The organism is Streptomyces mesophilus, from assembly GCF_011044995.1.
GTDB lineage: Bacteria > Actinomycetota > Actinomycetes > Streptomycetales > Streptomycetaceae > Streptomyces > Streptomyces mesophilus.
Genome location: NZ_JAAKZW010000022.1, coordinates 1 through 18,403 on the forward strand (window position 1 = coordinate 1; position 18,403 = coordinate 18,403).

General features: G+C 72.4%; 16 protein-coding genes. 9 read left to right on the forward strand and 7 right to left on the reverse strand.

The window, feature by feature from the left end:
• Positions 1-92 precede the first annotated feature (92 nt).
• Both G6045_RS09220 and G6045_RS09225 read right to left on the reverse strand, forming a co-directional pair.
• Entirely contained in the window at positions 93-1,295 is a 1,203-nt protein-coding gene (locus tag G6045_RS09220; protein ID WP_165331363.1) for a sensor histidine kinase, read from the reverse strand.
• The gene (locus G6045_RS09225) at positions 1,256-1,915 is read right to left on the reverse strand and encodes a response regulator (protein WP_165331364.1); all 660 of its coding nucleotides are present in this window, start codon (positions 1,913-1,915) and stop codon (positions 1,256-1,258) included. Before G6045_RS09225 ends, G6045_RS09220 begins: the two co-directional genes overlap by 40 nt.
• Positions 1,916-2,209: 294 nt before the next feature.
• On the opposite strand from G6045_RS09225, the gene G6045_RS09230 reads away from it, so the two are divergent.
• The 4 genes from G6045_RS09230 (at position 2,210) to G6045_RS09245 (ending at position 6,774) form a co-directional block, all read left to right on the forward strand.
• A complete protein-coding gene (locus tag G6045_RS09230) occupies positions 2,210-3,097 on the forward strand; it encodes a hypothetical protein (protein WP_165331365.1) in 888 nt (295 codons plus the stop codon).
• A gap of 93 nt (positions 3,098-3,190) precedes the next feature.
• The gene (locus G6045_RS09235) at positions 3,191-4,762 is read left to right on the forward strand and encodes an ankyrin repeat domain-containing protein (RefSeq protein ID WP_165331366.1); all 1,572 of its coding nucleotides are present in this window, start codon (positions 3,191-3,193) and stop codon (positions 4,760-4,762) included.
• Positions 4,763-4,807: 45 nt separating this feature from the next.
• Positions 4,808-5,143, forward strand: coding sequence for a YnfA family protein (locus G6045_RS09240; RefSeq protein ID WP_165331367.1), 336 nt, complete (start codon positions 4,808-4,810; stop codon positions 5,141-5,143).
• Between the two features lie 98 nt (positions 5,144-5,241).
• Entirely contained in the window at positions 5,242-6,774 is a 1,533-nt protein-coding gene (locus G6045_RS09245; RefSeq protein WP_165331368.1) for a PH domain-containing protein, read from the forward strand.
• A 57-nt stretch (positions 6,775-6,831) separates the two neighbouring features.
• Here G6045_RS09245 and G6045_RS09250 read toward each other — a convergent pair whose 3' ends face one another.
• The 4 genes from G6045_RS09250 to G6045_RS09265 all read right to left on the reverse strand — a co-directional run bounded on the left by G6045_RS09250 (position 6,832) and on the right by G6045_RS09265 (position 12,640).
• Complete coding sequence (locus G6045_RS09250) at positions 6,832-7,884, reverse strand: hypothetical protein (RefSeq protein ID WP_165331369.1); 1,053 nt, start codon at positions 7,882-7,884, stop codon at positions 6,832-6,834.
• A gap of 128 nt (positions 7,885-8,012) precedes the next feature.
• Positions 8,013-10,823 (reverse strand): helix-turn-helix transcriptional regulator, encoded by a 2,811-nt coding sequence (locus G6045_RS09255; RefSeq protein ID WP_328707714.1) that lies wholly within the window; start codon positions 10,821-10,823, stop codon positions 8,013-8,015.
• Between the two features lie 124 nt (positions 10,824-10,947).
• Entirely contained in the window at positions 10,948-11,874 is a 927-nt protein-coding gene (locus G6045_RS09260) for an SDR family oxidoreductase (RefSeq protein ID WP_165331371.1), read from the reverse strand.
• A 1-nt stretch (position 11,875) separates the two neighbouring features.
• A complete protein-coding gene (locus G6045_RS09265) occupies positions 11,876-12,640 on the reverse strand; it encodes an SDR family oxidoreductase (protein WP_165331372.1) in 765 nt (254 codons plus the stop codon).
• A gap of 26 nt (positions 12,641-12,666) precedes the next feature.
• Here G6045_RS09265 and G6045_RS09270 point away from each other — a divergent pair, with 26 nt between their 5' ends.
• From G6045_RS09270 to G6045_RS09290, 5 genes are read left to right on the forward strand one after another with little or no spacing between them, the layout of a single operon-like run.
• Positions 12,667-13,479, forward strand: coding sequence for an enoyl-CoA hydratase family protein (locus G6045_RS09270; RefSeq protein ID WP_165331373.1), 813 nt, complete (start codon positions 12,667-12,669; stop codon positions 13,477-13,479).
• Positions 13,476-14,324 (forward strand): CoA transferase subunit A, encoded by an 849-nt coding sequence (locus tag G6045_RS09275; protein WP_165331374.1) that lies wholly within the window; start codon positions 13,476-13,478, stop codon positions 14,322-14,324. Before G6045_RS09270 ends, G6045_RS09275 begins: the two co-directional genes overlap by 4 nt.
• A gap of 5 nt (positions 14,325-14,329) precedes the next feature.
• Complete coding sequence (locus G6045_RS09280) at positions 14,330-15,064, forward strand: CoA-transferase subunit beta (protein ID WP_165331375.1); 735 nt, start codon at positions 14,330-14,332, stop codon at positions 15,062-15,064.
• Positions 15,065-15,078: 14 nt separating this feature from the next.
• On the forward strand, positions 15,079-16,176 hold the full coding sequence (locus tag G6045_RS09285; protein WP_165331406.1) for an NAD(P)H-dependent flavin oxidoreductase: 1,098 nt from the start codon (positions 15,079-15,081) through the stop codon (positions 16,174-16,176).
• Positions 16,177-16,204: 28 nt separating this feature from the next.
• Positions 16,205-17,089, forward strand: a complete 885-nt coding sequence (locus G6045_RS09290; RefSeq protein ID WP_165331376.1) for a tyrosine-protein phosphatase — start codon at positions 16,205-16,207, stop codon at positions 17,087-17,089.
• On the opposite strand, the gene G6045_RS09295 is transcribed toward G6045_RS09290, so the two are convergent.
• A complete protein-coding gene (locus G6045_RS09295; RefSeq protein ID WP_165331377.1) occupies positions 17,067-18,323 on the reverse strand; it encodes an MFS transporter in 1,257 nt (418 codons plus the stop codon). The two genes, G6045_RS09290 and G6045_RS09295, sit on opposite strands and share 23 nt — an antisense overlap.
• Between the last annotated feature and the right edge of the window lie 80 nt (positions 18,324-18,403).

Consider the following 18,403-nt stretch of genomic DNA (forward strand, 5'->3'; position numbering starts at 1 on the left):
GCGCTGGGGGCGGGTGGGCCCATGGACAAACGCGGGGCAGGTGTTGGACTGACCAACCGCTTCCCTGCGTAGGGGGCTGACCAACCACTCCCCTACGTAAGCGAGTTGTTGCGGCCACCGTCGTACGGCACCACCGCCCGCACCTCCCAGCCGCCCTCCGGGCTGGGACCGGCGCTCAGCTCCCCGCCGAGCGCCGTGACGCGTTCCGTCAGTCCTGCCAGGCCGAAGCCCCCGCCCCTGGCCTGTTCGTTCAGGCGCGCGGGCTTCGTACCGTCGTCGGCGATGCGGACCTCGAGGCCGGCGGGGACCATGCGGAGGCCGATGCGTACCGCCGTGGCGTCGGCCGCGTGCTTGCGGATGTTCGTGAGGCTTTCGCGCACGACGCGGTGGGCCACGGCCGCGAGGTCGGCGGGCAGGTTCTCGTCGAGGCCGGGCTCCACGTACAGGATCGCGGGCGGGCCGGTGCGCGAGAAGCGTTCGGTCAGGTCGCGCAGTTCGGCGAGGCCGGCGACCGGGGCGGTCTCGGGGGCGCCTTCGCGCAGCACCTTGACCAGGCGGCGCATCGCGCCCAGCGCCTCCTCGCCCGCCTTCTCGATCCGCTCGAAGGTCTCGGCGGCCTGCTCGGCGGAGACGGCGGTGAAGCGTGCGGCGCCCGCCTGCACGACGATGCCGGTGACGTGGTGGGCGACCAAGTCGTGCAGTTCCCGGGCGAGTTCGATGCGCTCGGCGGACCGTACGGCCTGCAGATCGCGGGTGCGCTGCACGGACTGGTCGCGAAGGAGCAGGGAGTACGCGGCGACCACCACGGTCAGGACCGCGAACAGGGTGGTGAAGCGGCCGGGGTTCTCGTCCCGTACCGGAGCGGCCATCGCGGCGAGACCCAGAAGCGGGCCGAGGACCGCGGCCATCCGGGTCGGGGCACGCTGAAGGACCCCGCTGAGCAGAATGAGCAGGGCGATGGCCTCGGCCAGGCCCCAGACCTTCAGCGGGTGGTCCCCCGCGAACAGCGTCAGCGTCACCGCCCAGGACACGGCCGCCGCGGGCCAGGCGCGGAACGGCAGCGGCACCCCCGTCCACGGCACCGCGCACAGGCAGACGAAGACGCCGGAGAAGGCGACGAGGGCGTGCGGGTAGGTGGGCTGGCGGGCGAGCGCGACGCCTTCGAAGGCGACCAGGGCGATGAGCACCGCGGCGAAGAGCACCTTGGCGGCCGCGACCCGCAGCCGGCTGCGCCCGAACCAGGCGAGCAGCCCGTTCACTTCTCGCCCGAGGCCAGTCCGCTCTCCCAGGCCCATGCGGCGATCTCCACGCGGTTACGGGCGTCGAGTTTGGCCTGCACGTTGGCCAGGTGGGTCTTGACCGTGGAGAGCGAGACGAACAGGGCGGAGGCGATCTCGGCGTTGGTCATGCCGCGGGCGAGGCAGCGGACGACCTCGATCTCGCGTTCGGTGAGGGGTTCGGCGGGCTCGCGGGCCTCGCGGCGTGCGGAGATCGGGGCCATCTCGCGAAGGAGCCGCACGGTGATCGCGGGCGAGACCAGGGAGTCGCCGACGGCCGCGGCCCGGACCGCCTCGACGAGCATCGCGGGGCTCGCGTCCTTGAGCAGAAAGCCGCTGGCGCCGCCGTGCAGCGCGGAGTGCACGTATTCGTCGAGGTCGAAGGTGGTGACGATGACGATCCGGGGGCGTTCGCTGCCGCTCGCGGCAAGACGCCGGGTCACTTCGAGACCGTCGAGCCTGGGCATCCGGATGTCGAGCAGAAGCACATCGGGGTCGTGCCGCCGTACGGCTTCGAGCGCGGCCTCGCCGTCCACGACGTCCTCGACGACCTGGATGTCGGACTGGCTCTCCAGGATCATGCGGAAGCCGGTGCGGACCATCTCCTGGTCATCCGCGATGACCACCGTGATCGCCATATGACGCCGCCTGCCCGCCGGGTTCCTGACATGTGCCTTCCATGGGACCGGCGCCCTGCGCGGTGCGCAACCGGGGGCGGGTCGCCGAAAGGAGGCCGCAGGGCCGGAGCGGCGCTGATCCAGCCCTGCGATGCCACGTATGACGCTACGCCGCCGGGGTCGGCGCTGCCTCGGGCGCAAGGCCGACTCCGGGCGGACCCCGATCGGCCGGAAGAACCAGCGGCGGCTCGACTTACAGGAAGAACTAGCGGCTCGACTTACAGTGGGAAGCGACCTACGCGAGGGGGTGCGGGCGTGGCGAACGGCGGACCCGTGGAGCACGGCTACCCGCATCTGGAGACGGTGCGCTCGGCGATCACCGCGCTCTACAAGCGGCTCTCCTACGACACCGTGCACTCCTTCGACACCAGCGTCGCCCCGGCCGACGTGGCCTTCTGCGATGTGGACGATCTCCACATGGGCGCCCAGCGGGTGGCCCGCGTCATGGTGCAGCATCTGCGGCTTCCCGACGCCCGGATGATCGTGTCCTTCCGCGAGATGGAGCACGCGGCCAACGTCGAACTGGCCGCGGGACCCGAGTACTTCATCGAGCTCAACGACCGCTTCCGCAGCCACCGCCGCGACATCGGCGCCGCGCTCGCGCACGAGGCGATGCACGTCTACCTGCACCGCCTCGGCCTCTCCTTCCCCGGCACCCGCGACAACGAGATCCTCACCGACACCGCGACGACCTATCTCGGCGCGGGCTGGCTGCTGCTCGACGCCTTCCGCGAGGACGGCACCAGTTCGCAGAAGCTCGGCTATCTGACGCCCGAGGAGTTCGGGTACGTGCTTGCCAAGCGGGCGCTCGCGTTCGGTGAGGACCCGGCGATCTGGTTCACCAGCCCGCAGGCGTACACGGCGTATACGAAGGGGCTGCAGCTGGCCCGCCAGGACGAGCGGCAGCCGCCGCTGACGGCGGCGGGCTGGGCGGGGCGCAGGCGCTACGCCAAGGACCGGCGCTATGCCCAGGACCACGGTCCGGGCGGGGCGTGCGGCGGACCGTACGCCTTCGACGCCGGGAGCCCGCTGCGGGTCTCGTTCCCCTGCCCGACCTGCCGGCAGCGGATCAGGGTGCCGGTACGCGGCCGGGTGCGGGCGCGCTGCACGTTGTGCGGATCGGTCCTCGAATGCGACACGTGAGCCCGGGAAGCCCGCGCACAGACACGTGATCTTGAGAACAGGGGTGGAAAAACTTTGCGTCCGGCGGCCTTTCCGAGTGAAGGTAGTCGAACCATGCAGAACCCTCACGCCCCGGACCAAACCACCGAATCGGCCCTCTTCTCCGCGGTGTTCGACGGAGACGAGAACACCGCGGTACGTCTGCTGCGCGCCGGCGCCGATCCCGGCGCGGTGGACGAGGACGGCGAGAGCCTGCTGTATCTGGCGGCGATGAACAACCGGCCGGGCCTCGTGCGGCTGCTGCTCGCCGCGGGCGCCGATCCCGCCCGGCTGAGCTCGGGCGCGGATCTGCCGCTGTGCGGCGCGGCCTGCGCGGGACATCACGAGGTCGTACGGGCGCTGCTCGCCGCGGGCGCCGAGCCGGACCAGGTGGAGCAGGGCGGGTTCACCGCGCTCGCCTGGGCCGTGCAGCTGGGCCACGCCGACACCGCCGAGGCCCTGCTCGCGGCCGGCGCGGACCCGGAGCGGCCGGGGCCCGACGGGGTGCCGCCGCTGGTCTCGGCGGTACGGCGGGGCTCGTTCGGGACCGTACGGGCGCTGCTCTTCCATGGCGCGCGGCCCACGCACGAGGCGCTGACCGAGGCGCGGCGCCGGCTGGCCACGGACATCGAGGCCGAGCTGAGGCGCGAGGTGGCCGCCGGGGCCGATCCGGCCGCCGTGGTCGTGCGCCGCTTTCCGGAGTACGCGGGGGTCACGGTGAGCGTGGAGGTGCTGCGGCCCGACGGCGGCGGCCACGGGCGCGAGCAGCAGACGGGGCACGGCGCGATAGCGACCGTCCTCGAGCACCGGCTCGGGGTGCGTGCGCCGTTCGGTGAACTCCTCGACCGCGCCCTGCCGTTCGCGGACCCCGGCAACGAGAACTGGCGCGAGGCAGCGAGCGAACTGGCCTCGCGCGGCGACGAGGTGACCTATCGGACGGCGGCCGCCCTCACCCGCGACGCGTCCGCGCTGCGGCGGGCGTTCGGGGCGGAGGTGCTCGGCCGGCTCGCACACACCGCGCCGGCCTTCGCGGGACGGGTGCTGCCGCTCCTGGTGAGCGCCGCGGAGCGGGTGCGAGCGGACGGGGCCGTGGGCGGAGCCACGGTGGACGGGACCGGGGGCGGGGCCACGCTGGCCGGTACCGAGGGCGGGGCCACGGTGCTCGCGCGCACCCTCGTACGCGCCCTGAGTGAGCCGGGCGACCCATCCGCCCTGCCCGCCGTGCTGCCCTTCGCCGGGCACGCGGACGCCGGGGTGCGGTCCGCGGCGGCGGCCTCGCTGCACGCGCTCGGCCCGGACGCCGACGAGTCGGCCGTGCGGACGCTGGCCCATCTGGCGAACGACCCCGACCCGGTGGTCCGCAACCGGGCGGCCATCGCGCTCTCCTGGTGCGACAGCGACTCCATGGAGGTACGCGAGAGCCTGGCCGCGCTCCTGGCGGACCACGATCCCGCGACGGCCGCCGAGGCGGCGCGCGGTCTGGCCCGGCGCGGGGACCCTCGCGCGGTCGACGCCCTCGCACGGCTGCTGACGCACGGGGAGCCGGGCAGCGCCGCGTACGACACGGCGACCGAGGCGGTCGACGAGGTCGGCGACGAACGGGCGCGGGCTGTGCTGCGGGGGACCTTTCCGCGGCTGGGGACGTGAAGCGGCCCAGGGCCTGGCCTGTGGATCAGGCCCTAGCATGACCGGGTGATCGTCGCCCGTTCCGTCGCCCTGTTCGCCGTCGCCGCGCTCTTCGAGATCGGCGGTGCCTGGCTGGTCTGGCAGGGCGTCCGTGAGCACAAGGGCTGGATCTGGATCGGCGCCGGAGTGATCGCGCTCGGTCTGTACGGCGTGGTCGCGACCTTCCAGAGCGACGACAACTTCGGGCGCATCCTCGCCGCGTACGGCGGGATCTTCGTGGCCGGTTCGATCGCCTGGGGCATGGTGGCCGACGGGTACCGGCCCGACCGGTTCGATGTGATCGGGGCGTTGATCTGCCTGGCCGGGATGGCCGTGATCATGTACGCGCCGCGGGGGCAGTGAGCCGCACGGGCCGCGCCAGATCCCGGCAATGTACGGCCGGTGAGACTGCCGGTACCCCCCGGCGCGCACGCCGCCCGCGCTCGGCGACACTTCCTGCCATGAACGACGCCCTGGTCATCCGTCTGCCACGCCACATGAGTACGTGGATCCTCGTCGGCCTCGGCGCGCTCGCCGCTCTGGTGGCGGCGGCGTCCTGGGCGTATCGCGTGGTCCGGCTCGGCCTGGACGCGCCGTTCCAGCCCACGGACGCCGCGGCGCTGATCGCGCTGCCGTTCGTCCTGCTCGCGGTGTACGTGTTCCGGATGGCCACGATCTCCGTGCGCGCCGACGCGCACGGCGTGCACCTCGCCACCTGGCTGCGCCGGCGCACCGTCTCCTGGGATGACATCGCGGACGTTCAGCAGCTGGTCAAGGTCTATCGCTCGACCCCGGTCCAGCGGGTCGTGCTGCGGCTGCGCGACGGCCGCCAGGTGACGCTTCCGGGGCCCTACGGCGCTGATCACCCGCGGTTCCGGGCCCTGTTCGACGCCGACCTCGAGTCCCTGCGCGCGCTGCACCGCCGGTACGGAACACCCGCCACGGACTATCTCGTGGTGATCAACTCCCGTACGGCGGGACGCTCCTGGAAGGCCCTGCTCGTGCTGTGCGTCGGGCTGCTCGCCTGCAGTGCGCTCGCCGCGTCCTTCGTACCGACCGCCTCGGGCCATCTGCGGGCGTGGAAGTCCGCCGTCGCCTGCCCCGCCGACCAGGTCGACCGCGACTGTCTGAGCACGGTCCGGGCGGTCGTCGAGCACACCGATCCGAACTCGGGCAAGAGCCAGAGCTGGGTGTACTTCACCGACGACCGGCCCCTCGACCGCAAGTCGGTGCCCGAGGACACCGCCCGTGCCTTCCAGCCGGGCGACCGGGTCACGCTGACGCTGTGGCACGGCGGCGTATACCGGATCACCGGCGAGCACCACCGGTGGACGGAGCACTTCGCCACGGGTGGTGAAGTGGCGGTGCTCTCGGCGCTGTTCGCGTTGGGTGCGGGTGTACCGGCGGCCCAGCTGGTGATCCGCCGGCGCGGGCGCGGGCTGCCCGCCGATGAAGTCCTGCCGTCGGTGGGGCCGTTCCTCATGGCCCTGCTGTGCACGGGCGTCTGGCTCCTTCCGTACGCCCATACGCTGACGACGGATCCGTTCCTGTCGCGCGCCGCGTATCTGTGGCTCGGCCCGGGTGCGGTGGCGTCGGCGGCGCTGTTCGCCTGGGCCTGGCGGGCGACCCGGATCCGCCGCCCGCAAGCGGCGGCCGCGACGGCTCCGGTCACGGGTGAGACGTTCGTACCGGCCCGCTTCCTGGACGCGACCGACTACAACCCGCACGGCTTCGGCACGCACATCGTGCTCGGCGACGGGCTGCCCGCGGTGGTCCCGCATGCGGGTCCTGGCCGGTTCGCGGCGAAGGAGATCCCGGCCCAGCGCCTTGCGGTACGGGCGATACGCCGTGCCCGGGGCGAGGAGGCCGAGTCGGTGCCCCGTGCCTGGCATATCGCCGAGCTCGAGGACGGAGGGCGTTGGGTGCGGCTCGCCGCCTCGCCGAAGGATCTCGCGCTCGTGCTGCGGGAGTTGGGGCTGAGCGCGCCGGTGTGAGGGCACGAGAGGGCGCCGCCCGTCTCTCCCGCAGACGGACGGCGCCCTGCCGCCGGATCAGCTGTACATCCGCCAGTCGTACGTCAGCCGGTAGCGGCCACCGTGGCCCGCGTACTCGACCGACCGGTCGCTGCTGTTGTCCTGGCCGGCCCAGCGGCTGGTCAGGGACGGGATCACGGTGCTGACGGTGATCGGCTTGAACACCTCGTCGCCCCACAGGTTCTTGAGGAACTCGAAGATCTGGGTCACGGCGTAGCCCACGGCGATCCCGATGGCGATGCCCACCGGCCCGCCGGGAGAGCCGATCGCCCCGCCGATGGCGGCCGCGACCGCCGCGACGACCTTCGCCTTGACCTTCTCGAGCAGTCCGTTCAGGAAGTCGGCGAGGCCGCCCCAGTCGACTTCGGCGAGCACGAGCGTGACGAAGTACGACTTGGGGAACGTCACCGTGGACTCGGTGAGCGAGAAGAACGTGAACCGCTTCGGCGGCGTGTACGTCTGCACGTCACCGGTGTTGAAGCTGCGCACCTTGAAGGCCGAGACCTTCTTCGTGTCGCCGCTCTCGTCGATGCTCGTGCCGCCCAGGTGGATCTCGTCCTTGCCGAGCTCGCTGGTCTCGTCCAGGCACTGGACCTTGTGGATCCGCAGTTCGAGCTGCCTGAGCTCGGCGACCGCCTGAGCCCCGGTCTGCGCCGCGGTCTCTTCGGCACCGGTCAGGGAGGTCCCCGGCATCCTGCGCAGTTCGTCCGCGGGGAACTTCAGCTTGTCCGGGAACGGCAGTGCCTTGACCTGCGACTCCACCGATGCCGGCGAGCGCAGATCGACCTTCGCGAGGTCGCCGAGGCGGCCGGCGCGTGCCGGGCTCTTCAGCTCGGCGGCCACCTTGTCGGCCGCCTTCTTGCGCTGCCCTTCCGGCAGGCTCTTGAACCGCGCGGCGAACAGCTGCTCCACGGCCGACTTCGCCGTCGGCATGGGGTACTTGGTGGGCTCGGCGTGGTGGCAGGCGACCTTCTCCGCAGCCAGCTGCATTTCGCGTACGACACGGTCCGTGACCGCTTTGATCTTGGCGTTCGGCAGCGTGGTCACCACGCTGTCCTTGTTGTCGGCCATGACGGCTACTTCCCCGATCGATTCCCTCCGCGGCATTCCGTGAAGGTGTCAACGACGTTAGGGAGCAGGGACGTTGCCCGCCCCGGGGAGCGGCCCAGGGGAATCCCCAGGGTGGGCGCGACGGCCTCCTACTGCTCGGCGGCGAGCACCGCCGCGAGGCGCGTACGGGAGTCCACGCCCAGCTTGGAGAAGATCCGGCCCAGGTGGTACTCGACGGTCTTCACACTGATCACCAGCTCGCGCGCCACCTGACGGTTGGTGAGTCCGCGCACCACATGACTGGCCACGGCCAGCTCCTGGGGTGTCAGGAGCGCCGACTCCCTGGCCCGGCGCTCGGCCGGCTGGAGGCCGCAGGCCGCCAACTCCCTTTCGCAGCGCTCCAGATCGGGCCGGGCATCGAGGCGTCCGAGCAGCTCGCGGGCCTTGCCGAGCTGCGCGCCCGCCCGCTTGCGCTGCCCCGTACGGCGCAGGAACTGCCCGTACGCGAGGTGCAGCAGCGCACGGTCGAAGGGGATCTCGACGTGCTCGGCGTGCTTCAGGGCGAGCCGGAAGGAGCGTTCGGCCGCGGCCGGGTCGCCGCGGGCCGCCTCCAGCGCGCCACGGGCACGGGCGGCGAGCAGCAGCGCACCGTGGTGGCCGCGCTGCACGGCCGCCGTCTCGCAGGGCGCCAGGGCGGACGCGGCGCGCTTGTGGTCGTCGAGGGCCGTCCAGGCGTCGGCGAGCACATCGGCCCACGGCAGCGACCCGGGCTCGGCGAAATCGCCCCGGCCGTCGAGCGCGAGCAGCGGGTCGAGGGCGGCGGCGACCTCTTCGTGGCGGCCTTGGGCACGGGCCAGATGCGCTTCGGCGAGTGACGCCCAGACGACCGGGTTGAGATGACCCAAGGCGGCGTACTCGCGGACGACCCGGGCGTCCGCCGCGGCCTTGCCGAAGGAGCCGCGGGCGCTGTGCAGAAGGGCGGCGATGGTGCGGCAGTACAGGGCGATATGCGGCTGATCGGTGTCCGCGGCCAGGGTCAGCGCGAACTCGCAGTGCACCAGGGCGTCGTCCCAGCGGCCCGCGCGGTACTCGGCCGAGGCGAGCGCGGTGGCGGTCAGCACCCGGAACGACGCGGCCCGGCCCTGGCAGTGCGCGAACACACCGGTCAGGTCGGCCACCGCGCCCCGCACATCACCGGCGATCTCGCGCAGTCCACCGCGCGCGAGCAGTTCCTCGAGCTCGGCGGGCGAGGCGAGTGCGGGGTCGGGGAGCTTCGGCAGTGCGGCGAGCGCGCCCGCCGCGTCGCCGCTCATCGCCCGTCCGATCAGGGCGAGGTAGCGGATCATGTCGGTGGCGGTGTCGTCCGGTGCGGTGCGCAGGGCGAGCCCGGCCCACTCCGCCATCTCCGCGCCGCGCGCCATGCTCCCGTACAACGCGGCGAACTGGCCGGCGATCCGGGCCGCGAGCACCGGTTCGCCCTGCGGGTCGCACTGCCGCCAGGCGTCCCTGAGCAGCCGCTCGGCCCGGTCGATGTCGAACAGGCTGAGCCTGCCGAGCAGATAGCTGCGCCAGCCCGTCGCGGCGAACGTGCCGAGCTCGCGGGCCGCCTCCGCCACATCCGGTACATCGCCCGCGAGGATGCGGCACTCCACTTCCTCCAGGGTGTAGCGCTCGTACGCCGTCCTGTCCTTGACCAGCCGTGCGGCGGCGCCCAGTCGGGCCGCGGCGCTCACCCACGCGCCTTCGGCCGCGAGCCGGCGGCCGAGCGCGGCGAGGTCGGCGGCAAGGGCGGGATCGGGTCCGGTCGCGGCCGCCGCGCGATGCCGCAGGGCGCCCGCGGGATCGGCCCCGTACAGGGCGGCGGCGCGCAGATGGAGCGTGGTGCGGCGGGACGGGCCGAGCTGGTGGTAGACGGCGGCGTGGACGAGAGGGTGCGGAAAACGGATCAGTTGAACGCCGGGGCGCTCCGTCAGGAGCCCGGCCCGCACGGCCTCTTCGAGCGCCTGGGAGGCCTCGGCCGGGCACGGCCGCGGTGGTGTGCCGTCGGCGAGGGCGGCCGCGTCGTCGAGGGTGCACTGCATGCCGAGCACACTGGCCGCGCTGACCAGCGCCTCGGCGCCCGGTGTGCAGGCGCGGAGCCGGGCGAGGACGAGTGCGGTGAACGACTTCGGCGCGGGGGGTGCCATATCGCTGCGTTCCAGGGCGAGGAGAAGCTCCGGGCCCTCCTGTTCGAGCAGGGCGAGGGTGTGCAGCGGGTTGCCCGCGGTGTGGGCGCGCAGCCGGGCCGCGGCGCGTGCGGTGAGACCGCCGCCGGTCAACTCCCGTAATTCCACGGTGTCCAGACCGTCCAGGTCGATCCGGGTCGTGGTGTCCGCGGTGAAGAGACGGCGCAGGCCGTCCGGGAGCCGGGCGTCGTCGATATCGCGTACGACGAGGAGGGTCAGGACCCGGTCGGCGCGGAGTCTGCGGACGGCGAACGCCAGGGCCTGCAGGGAGGCGGGGTCCGCCCACTGGGCGTCGTCGACGACGAGCGCGACCACGTGCCCGTCCGCCGCGCCGGTCTGCGCGCCCTGGGCCTCGTCGAAGGCGGTCACGCGCTCGTCGGGCGCCGGGGTGCCCGTGCCGCCCTCGTTGTCCTGCGCCTCGTTGCCCTGCGCCTCGTTGTCCTGCGCCTCGTCGAGCGCCTCCAGGAGCGCGGCGCCCGCGGCCGGCGGGTCGACCCAGCGGGTGCGCTGCCCGTCGAGCAGCCGCTCGAGCAGCCCGAAGGTCAGCTGCGCCTCGGCCTCGTCGCCGTCGACGAGCAGGGCCCGGTCGACGGTGGTCAGGAACTCCCGTACGAGAGCGGTCTTGCCGATACCGGCGGGGCCCTGCACGAGCACGCTCTGCGGCCGGCCCTCGCTCGCCAGGTGGCGCGCGTGGGCGAGGGTGGCGAGTGCTGTCCTTCGTCCTACGAAGTCCACCCCGCACCTCCGCGCGACGGCCGTGGTTCGCATCCTCGCGCGCAGGTACGGGGCGGTACAGGCCGCATCCGGCCAGGGCGGTGATGGGCCGGAAGTGCACATCGCACCAGCCGGCCCGGGGCCCTCAACCGGCTCCGTACACCGCTCCCGGCGCCTCGGACGACGCCAGCAACTTCAGTGCCACGTCGCCCACTTCGACAGGCGACCAGCGCGCACCCTTGTCCGCGGACGGGCCGCGGCGCCAGCCCTCCATGACCGTCACCTTGCCGGCCTCCACCTCGAAGACCCGGCCGGTCACACCCTCCGAAGCGGACGAGCCGAGCCAGACCACCAGGGGCGAGACGTTCTCGGGGGCCATCGCGTCGAAGTCCCCCTCCCCCGGGGCCGCCATCGTCGCGGCGAAGGTCTCCTGCGTCATACGGGTGCGCGCCGCCGGGGCGATCGCGTTGACCTGGACGCCGTAGCGGCCCATTTCGGCGGCGGCCACCGCGGTCAGGCCGAGGATGCCGGCCTTCGCGGCGGAGTAGTTGCCCTGGCCGACAGAGCCCAACAGACCTGCCCCTGAGCTGGTGTTGACGACGCGGGCGGCGACCGTGCGCCCCGCCTTGGCCTCCGCACGCCACCAGGCCGCAGCGTGCTTCAGCGGCAGGAAGTGGCCCTTGAGATGCACCCGCATCACCGCGTCCCAGTCGTCCTCGTCGAGGTTGACCAGCATCCGGTCCCGCAGGAAGCCCGCGTTGTTCACCAAGGTGTCCACGCGGCCGTACGCCTCGAGGGCCGTACCGATCAGCGAAGACGCTCCCTCGGACGTCGCGATGTCGCCGCCGTGCGCGACCGCCGAGCCTCCCGCGGCCTCGATCTCGGCGACCACACGGGCGGCCGGACTGTCCGCCCCGGCGGCCGTTCCGTCGAGTCCCACGCCGAGGTCGTTCACGACGACCCGCGCGCCCTCGGCGGCGAAGGCCAGCGCGTGCGCCCGGCCGAGGCCGCGGCCCGCTCCCGTCACGACGACCACGCGCTCCGCACACAGACCCGTTGCCTCAACCGGCATATCAACTCTCCTTGTTGGCATTCGCAGCGTCCAGAAAGGCGGGCCGCTCCCCGCCCCCGTGCAGCAGCAGACTCGCCCCGCTGACATACGCGGCGCGCGAGGAGGCCAGGAACACCGCCGCCTCCCCCACATCAGAAGGTTCCGCGAGCCGCCCCAGCGGTACGGTCGCCGCGACCGCCGCCACGCCGGCCTCGTCGCCGTAGTGCAGCTCGGTGAGTTCGGTGCGCACCATCCCGAGCACGAGCGTGTTCACCCGTACCTCCGGCGCCCACTCCACCGCCATCGAAGCGGCCAGATTCGCCAGTCCCGCCTTCGCCGCCCCGTACGCCGCACTGCCCGGCGAAGGCCGCTGACCGCTGACGCTGCCGATCATGACGACCGAGCCGCGGCTCTCCCGCAGCAGCGGGTACGCGGCGAGCGAGACGGCCATCGGGACGGTCAGATTGAGTTCGACGACGCGTACGTGCCGGGCCGCGTCGCTCTCGGAGAGCAACCGGTACGGCGTGCCACCGGCGTTGTTGACCAGCGCGTCCAACCGGCCGTACCGGCCGGAGACTTCGGCGAACAACGCCTCGACCCCGGCGGGGTCCCGCAGATCCGCCGCCACGAACTCCGCCTTGCGGCCCGCCTCTTCGACCGGTGCGTCCGGTGGTCTGCGGGCGCAGATCACCACCTGCGCACCGGCCGCGAGAAAGGCCCGGGCGATTCCGGCGCCGACGCCACGGGTGCCGCCCGTGACGACCGCGACCCTCCCATCCATCTCCATTCGCTGCTACCTTCCCCACCTAACAAATGTTTGGTGGAAAGGTAGCTGATCCCGCAATGACTGTCAGGCCCGCCTCCACTGTCAAAGGCGTCTCCACCTCGAGCCCGGACAAGGGCATCGCACTGGTCACCGTCGACTTCCCGCCCGTCAACGCCCTTCCCGTACAAGGCTGGTACGACCTGGCCGACGCGCTGCTCGCGGCGGGACGCGATCCCGGGACGCGGGTCGTGGTCCTCAACTCCGCGGGCCGGGGCTTCAATGCGGGCGTCGACATCAAGGAGATGCAGCGCGACTCCGGGCACGGCGCGCTCATCGGCGCCAACCGCGGCTGTTACGCGGCCTTCTCGGCGGTGTACGACTGCGAGGTCCCGGTCGTCGCCGCGGTGCACGGGTTCTGTCTGGGCGGCGGGATCGGGCTCGTCGGCAACGCGGATGCCATCGTGGCCAGCGAGGACGCGACCTTCGGTCTGCCGGAGCTGGACCGCGGCGCGCTCGGGGCGGCCACGCATCTGTCACGTCTGGTCCCGCAGCATCTGATGCGCGCCCTGTACTACACCTCGCGCACCGCGACCGCCGCCGAGCTGCATGCGCACGGCTCGGTCTGGAAGGTGGTGCCGCGCGAGCAACTCCTGGACGAGGCGCTCGACTTGGCGCGCGAGATCGCGCAGAAGGACGGCTATCTGCTGCGGCTCGCGAAGGCCGCGATCAACGGCATCGACCCGGTGGACGTCCACCGCAGCTACCGCTTCGAGCAGGGCTTCACCTTCGAGGCCAACCTCAGCGGGGTGGCCGACCGGGTCCGCGACACCTTCGGCTCCGATGGAGGGGAAGACAAGTGACCGACAAGACCATGACCGTCGAGGCCGTCATCGGCCGCCTGGAGAGCGGTATGACCCTCGGCATCGGCGGCTGGGGCTCGCGCCGCAAGCCGATGGCCCTGGTCCGCGCCCTGCTGCGGTCCGAGGTCACCGATCTGACGGTGGTCTCGTACGGCGGCCCCGATGTGGGCCTGCTCGCCGCGGCCGGCCGGATCCGCAAGCTGATCAGCCCCTTCACCACCCTCGACACCATCCCGCTCGAACCGCATTTCCGCGCCGCGCGCGAGAGCGGGGCCTTCGAGCTGACGGAGGTCGACGAGGCGATGTTCATGTGGGGACTGCACGCGGCCGTGAACCGGCTGCCGTTCCTGCCGGTGCGGGCCGGGATCGGCTCGGACGTCATGCGCGTCAACCCGGCCCTGAGGACGGTGACTTCACCGTACGAGGACAGCGAGACCTTCGTCGCGATGCCGGCGCTCAAGCTGGACGCCGCTTTCGTCCACCTCAACCGCGCCGACCGGCTCGGCAACGGCCAGTACCTGGGCCCCGACCCCTACTTCGACGACCTGTTCTGCGAGGCCGCCGACGCCGCGTATGTCTCCTGCGAGCGGATCGTGGAGACGGCCGAGCTCACCAAGGAGTCCGCACCCCAGACGCTCCTGGTGAAGCGGCACAGCGTGGCCGGCGTGATCGAGACCCCGAACGGTGCGCACTTCACGTCCTGCGCGCCCGACTACGAGCGGGACGAGCCCTTCCAGAAGCTGTACGCGACCACGCCGTACGCCGAGTTCGCCGAGCGCTTCCTCGCCGGGGACGAGGCCGCCTACCAGTCGGCCGTGGAGGCCTGGCACGAGGAGCAGAAGTGACGACCATGACGACTGTGACCCGCGCCGAGTACTGCGTGATCGCCTGCGCCGAGGCCTGGCGCGACAACGGCGAAGTGCTCGCCAGCCCCATGGGGCTGATCCCCGGCTTCGGCGCCCGCCTGGCCAAGCGCACCTTCGCTCCCGATCTGCTCCTGACCGACGGCGAGGCGATGCTCGTCGACCTGGACGGAACGGTCGAGGGCTGGCTGCCCTACCGCCAGCACCTCGCCATGGTCACGGGCGGCAAGCGGCACGTGATGATGGGCGCCAGCCAGATCGACCGCTACGGCAACCAGAACATCTCCTGCATCGGCGACTGGGCACAGCCCAAGCGCCAGCTGCTCGGGGTGCGCGGCGCACCGGTCAACACCCTCAACAATCCGACGAGTTACTGGATCCCCAAGCACTCCAGGCGGGTCTTCGTCGAGCACGTCGACATGGTGTCCGGCGTCGGCTACCAGCGGGCCGCCGAGGCGGGCCCGAGCGCGACGCGCTACCACCGCCTTCCGCGCGTGGTCACCAACCTGGGCGTCTTCGACTTCGAGACCCCCGACCACGCGATGCGCCTGGCGTCCCTGCACCCCGGGGTCACGGTGGACGAGGTGGCCGAGGCCACCGGGTTCGCGCTGGTCGTCCCCGACGACGTACCGCGCACGCGTGAACCGTCCGCGCACGAGCTGGAGTTGATCCGCGAGGTCATCGACCCACGTGCGCTGCGGGACCGCGAGGTGCCCGCGTAATGGCTGTCACATCTCTGCAGACTGCTCTCACGCGCCTCGTCGGCGTCCGCCACCCCATCGTCCAGACCGGGATGGGCTGGGTGGCGGGTCCCCGTCTCGTGTCGGCCACGGCGAACGCGGGCGCGCTCGGCATCCTGGCCTCCGCGACGATGACGGTCGACCAACTGCGTACGGCGGTACGGGAGGTCAAGTCCCGTACGTCGGAGCCGTTCGGGGTGAATCTGCGGGCGGACGCCGGGGACGCGGGCGACCGGGTGCGGATCATCATCGACGAGGGCGTGAAGGTCGCCTCCTTCGCGCTCGCGCCGTCCAAGGAGCTGATCGCCGAGCTCAAGGAGGCGGGTGTGGTCGTCGTGCCGTCCATCGGGGCGCGGCGGCACGCCGAGAAGGTCGCGGCGTGGGGTGCGGACGCGGTGATCGTGCAGGGCGGCGAGGGCGGCGGGCACACGGGGGACGTGGCGACCACCGTGCTGCTGCCGCAGGTGGTGGACGCCGTGGACATCCCGGTCGTGGCGGCGGGCGGGTTCCACGACGGGCGCGGTCTGGTGGCCGCGCTCGCGTACGGGGCGGCCGGTATCGCGATGGGGACGCGCTTTCTGCTCACCTCGGACTCGACCGTCCCGGACGCGGTCAAGGCCCGCTATCTCGCCGCGACCGTCAAGGACGTCACGGTCACGACGGCCGTGGACGGCCTCCCGCACCGCATGCTCCGTACGGAGCTGGTGACGTCCCTGGAGAACGCGGGCCGCACCCGCACCCTGACGCGTGCCGTGCGCCATGCGGCGGCGTTCCGCAAGCTCTCCGGGCTCAGCTGGCGGCAGATGGTCCGCGAGGGGCTCGCGATGAAGCACGGCAAGGACCTGGCGTGGAGCCAGGTGCTGCTCGCCGCCAACACCCCCATGCTCCTCAAGGCCTCCATGGTCGAGGGCCGCACGGACCTCGGCGTCATGGCGTCGGGGCAGGTCGCCGGTGTGATCGAGGACCTGCCCTCCTGCAAGGAACTGGTGGACCGCGTGCTGGCCGAGGCCGACGCGGTCCTCATGCGACTGCAAGCGCAGTCACGTCCAGCCGCACCAGCGCAAGCGCAAGGCACCCTGCCGACACCAGGGTGATCCCTCTTCTCCGTAAGGGAGGAGCGTCATGCCCTTGACGAGACGCGCACTGCTGAGCACCACCGCCGCCACGGCCGCCCTCACTCTCACGGCGCCGCCTGCGAGGGCCCGCCAACAGACGGGATCCGTACGCCACATCCCGCTCCAGGGCGCGGTCAACGTCCGTGACCTGGGCGGCTACCGCACCTACGACGGCGACCGGTTCCGGCACGGCCGCGTCTACCGCGCCGACGAACTCGGCAAGCTGACGGACGCGGACGTGACCACGCTCGCCGGTCTGCGGCTTGACCGGGCGATCGACTTCCGGGTCCCGTTCGAGATCCAGCAGAACGGTGCGGACCGGCTGCCGGCGGGGGTGACCGCGGTGGCCCGCCCGGTCAGCGACCTCGGCCTGTACGCCCAGCTCCTCCAGATCATCGGCTCCCGCGATCCGGTACGCCAGGAGGCCGCCCTCGGCGGCGACCGGGGCGCGGAGCTGATGCGCACGATCTACCGCGCGTTCGTCACGGATGCCACGAACCGCGCCCGGTTCGCCGACACCCTGCGCGATCTGGCCAGGGCACGGGGCCCGGTCCTCTACCACTGCACCTCGGGCAAGGACCGTACGGGCTGGACGAGTTACCTGCTCCTGCGTCTGGTGGGCGTGCCCGCGACGACCGCGTCGCAGGACTACCTCCTGTCGAACACGTACCGCGCCGAGGCCGACCGCCGTACGCGCGAGGGGGTCCGGGCGCTGGGCCTGATGCAGAACCCGGATCTGCTGATCCCGGTCCAGGAGGTGCGGCCGGACTATCTGGGGGCCGCGCTGGGCCAGGCGGACGCGGACTTCGGCGGGCTCACGGGGTACGTACGGGAAGGGCTCGGGCTGAACTGGGGGGTGATCGCGGCGCTCAGGGGGCGGCTGGTGGACTGACCCGCCCGCTCTCGTGACCTGCGGTTACGGCGGCCGGTTCGGGGCCGGCCGCCTGCACCGTGGACGCGGGCGTCAGCACCTTCAACCGCCGCTCACTGCCCCGCATTTGTACGGCTGACAGCCCGGCCAGCACCCCGCCGAGCGCCAGCCAGCCGAGCGGGCCCGCCGCCATCACCGCACCGGTGATGAGCGGTGGGCCCGCGGACTTCTGCACGGACTGGGACATGCCCGCGACGCCCAGGTAGGCGGCGCGTTCCGGCACGGGGGCGAGGGAGACGGCCAGTTCCCAGGAGCTGACGGAACGCAGCAGTTCCGCGACGGTCACCACGACCGCCGTGGCCACGAGCAGCACTCCCGCCCACAGCGCCGGGGCCCGGTCGGACAGCGCGAGCAGTCCGCATCCCGCCGCGACCGCGACGCCGTAACCGCGCAGGGCCCGCACCGCACCCTCGGGCCCGTCGAAGCGTGTGGAGAAGGGGAGTTGAAGCAGCACCACCATCACCGTGTTGACCACGAGGAACACCGGCACCAGGAGATGCGGCGCGTCCGTGCAGGTCACCAGCCACAGCGGCAGACCCACCATCAGGATCGTGTCGTCGAGGTTCAACGGGATGTCGAGCAAGGCGAACCGCAGATAGCCGCGGTCCCGCCAAGGACCTCGCCCCGCAGGCGAACCCCCGTGCCCGGCAGCCGACTTGGCGAGCCCGGCCGGCGTGCGGAGCCGGGTGCACCGTACGAGCAGCGCGGCCACCAGGAACGACAGCGCGTTGGCCAGGATCAGCGCCCGGTACGCACCGAACGCGAGCCCGACCGCCGCGATCCCGGCACCGAGCGCGTATCCGGCGTTCGCGACCGTACGGAACAGCGCCTGGTACGTGCCCCGCCGCTCCCCCGCCACCTCGGTCGCGAACACCATCTCCAGGGTCTTCGCGGCCCGGTCACCGGCGAAGCCGGCCGCCACCACGGGCAGCAGCGCGGCGAAGCTGTCCAGGGCGAGGAGCAGCCCGACGGTTCCGATCCGCAGCAGATGGCAGGCGATCAGCAGCGAGCGTACGGGGAAGGTCATCGCGAGCCGCCCGGCGAGCGGCGACCCGACGATCCCCGCCACGCCGGCCACCCCGAGCAACAGCCCGACCCGGGCGGCATCGAGCCCGGTGACCACGGTGAAGTAGAGCACCGACGAGGCGGCCCACACCCCGGTCCCCGTACGGTCCACGAACTGCCCGAACAACATCAGCCGCGCATCCCGCCCACCGGGCGGCCGCCTCAACTGCCCGACCAGCCCGGTGCCGTTGCCCGTACGCCGCACATCTC

Coding starts and splice junctions, on each gene's coding strand:
- G6045_RS09270 (WP_165331373.1), top strand. CDS start 12,667: ATGTTTGGTGGAAAGGTAGCTGATCCCGCAATGACTGTCAGGCCCGCC.
- G6045_RS09295 (WP_165331377.1), bottom strand. CDS start 18,323: ATGTTGTTCGGGCAGTTCGTGGACCGTACGGGGACCGGGGTGTGGGCC.
- G6045_RS09280 (WP_165331375.1), top strand. CDS start 14,330: ATGACGACTGTGACCCGCGCCGAGTACTGCGTGATCGCCTGCGCCGAG.
- G6045_RS09225 (WP_165331364.1), bottom strand. CDS start 1,915: ATGGCGATCACGGTGGTCATCGCGGATGACCAGGAGATGGTCCGCACC.
- G6045_RS09290 (WP_165331376.1), top strand. CDS start 16,205: ATGCCCTTGACGAGACGCGCACTGCTGAGCACCACCGCCGCCACGGCC.
- G6045_RS09235 (WP_165331366.1), top strand. CDS start 3,191: ATGCAGAACCCTCACGCCCCGGACCAAACCACCGAATCGGCCCTCTTC.
- G6045_RS09260 (WP_165331371.1), bottom strand. CDS start 11,874: ATGCCGGTTGAGGCAACGGGTCTGTGTGCGGAGCGCGTGGTCGTCGTG.
- G6045_RS09220 (WP_165331363.1), bottom strand. CDS start 1,295: ATGGGCCTGGGAGAGCGGACTGGCCTCGGGCGAGAAGTGAACGGGCTG.
- G6045_RS09245 (WP_165331368.1), top strand. CDS start 5,242: ATGAACGACGCCCTGGTCATCCGTCTGCCACGCCACATGAGTACGTGG.
- G6045_RS09265 (WP_165331372.1), bottom strand. CDS start 12,640: ATGGAGATGGATGGGAGGGTCGCGGTCGTCACGGGCGGCACCCGTGGC.
- G6045_RS09250 (WP_165331369.1), bottom strand. CDS start 7,884: ATGGCCGACAACAAGGACAGCGTGGTGACCACGCTGCCGAACGCCAAG.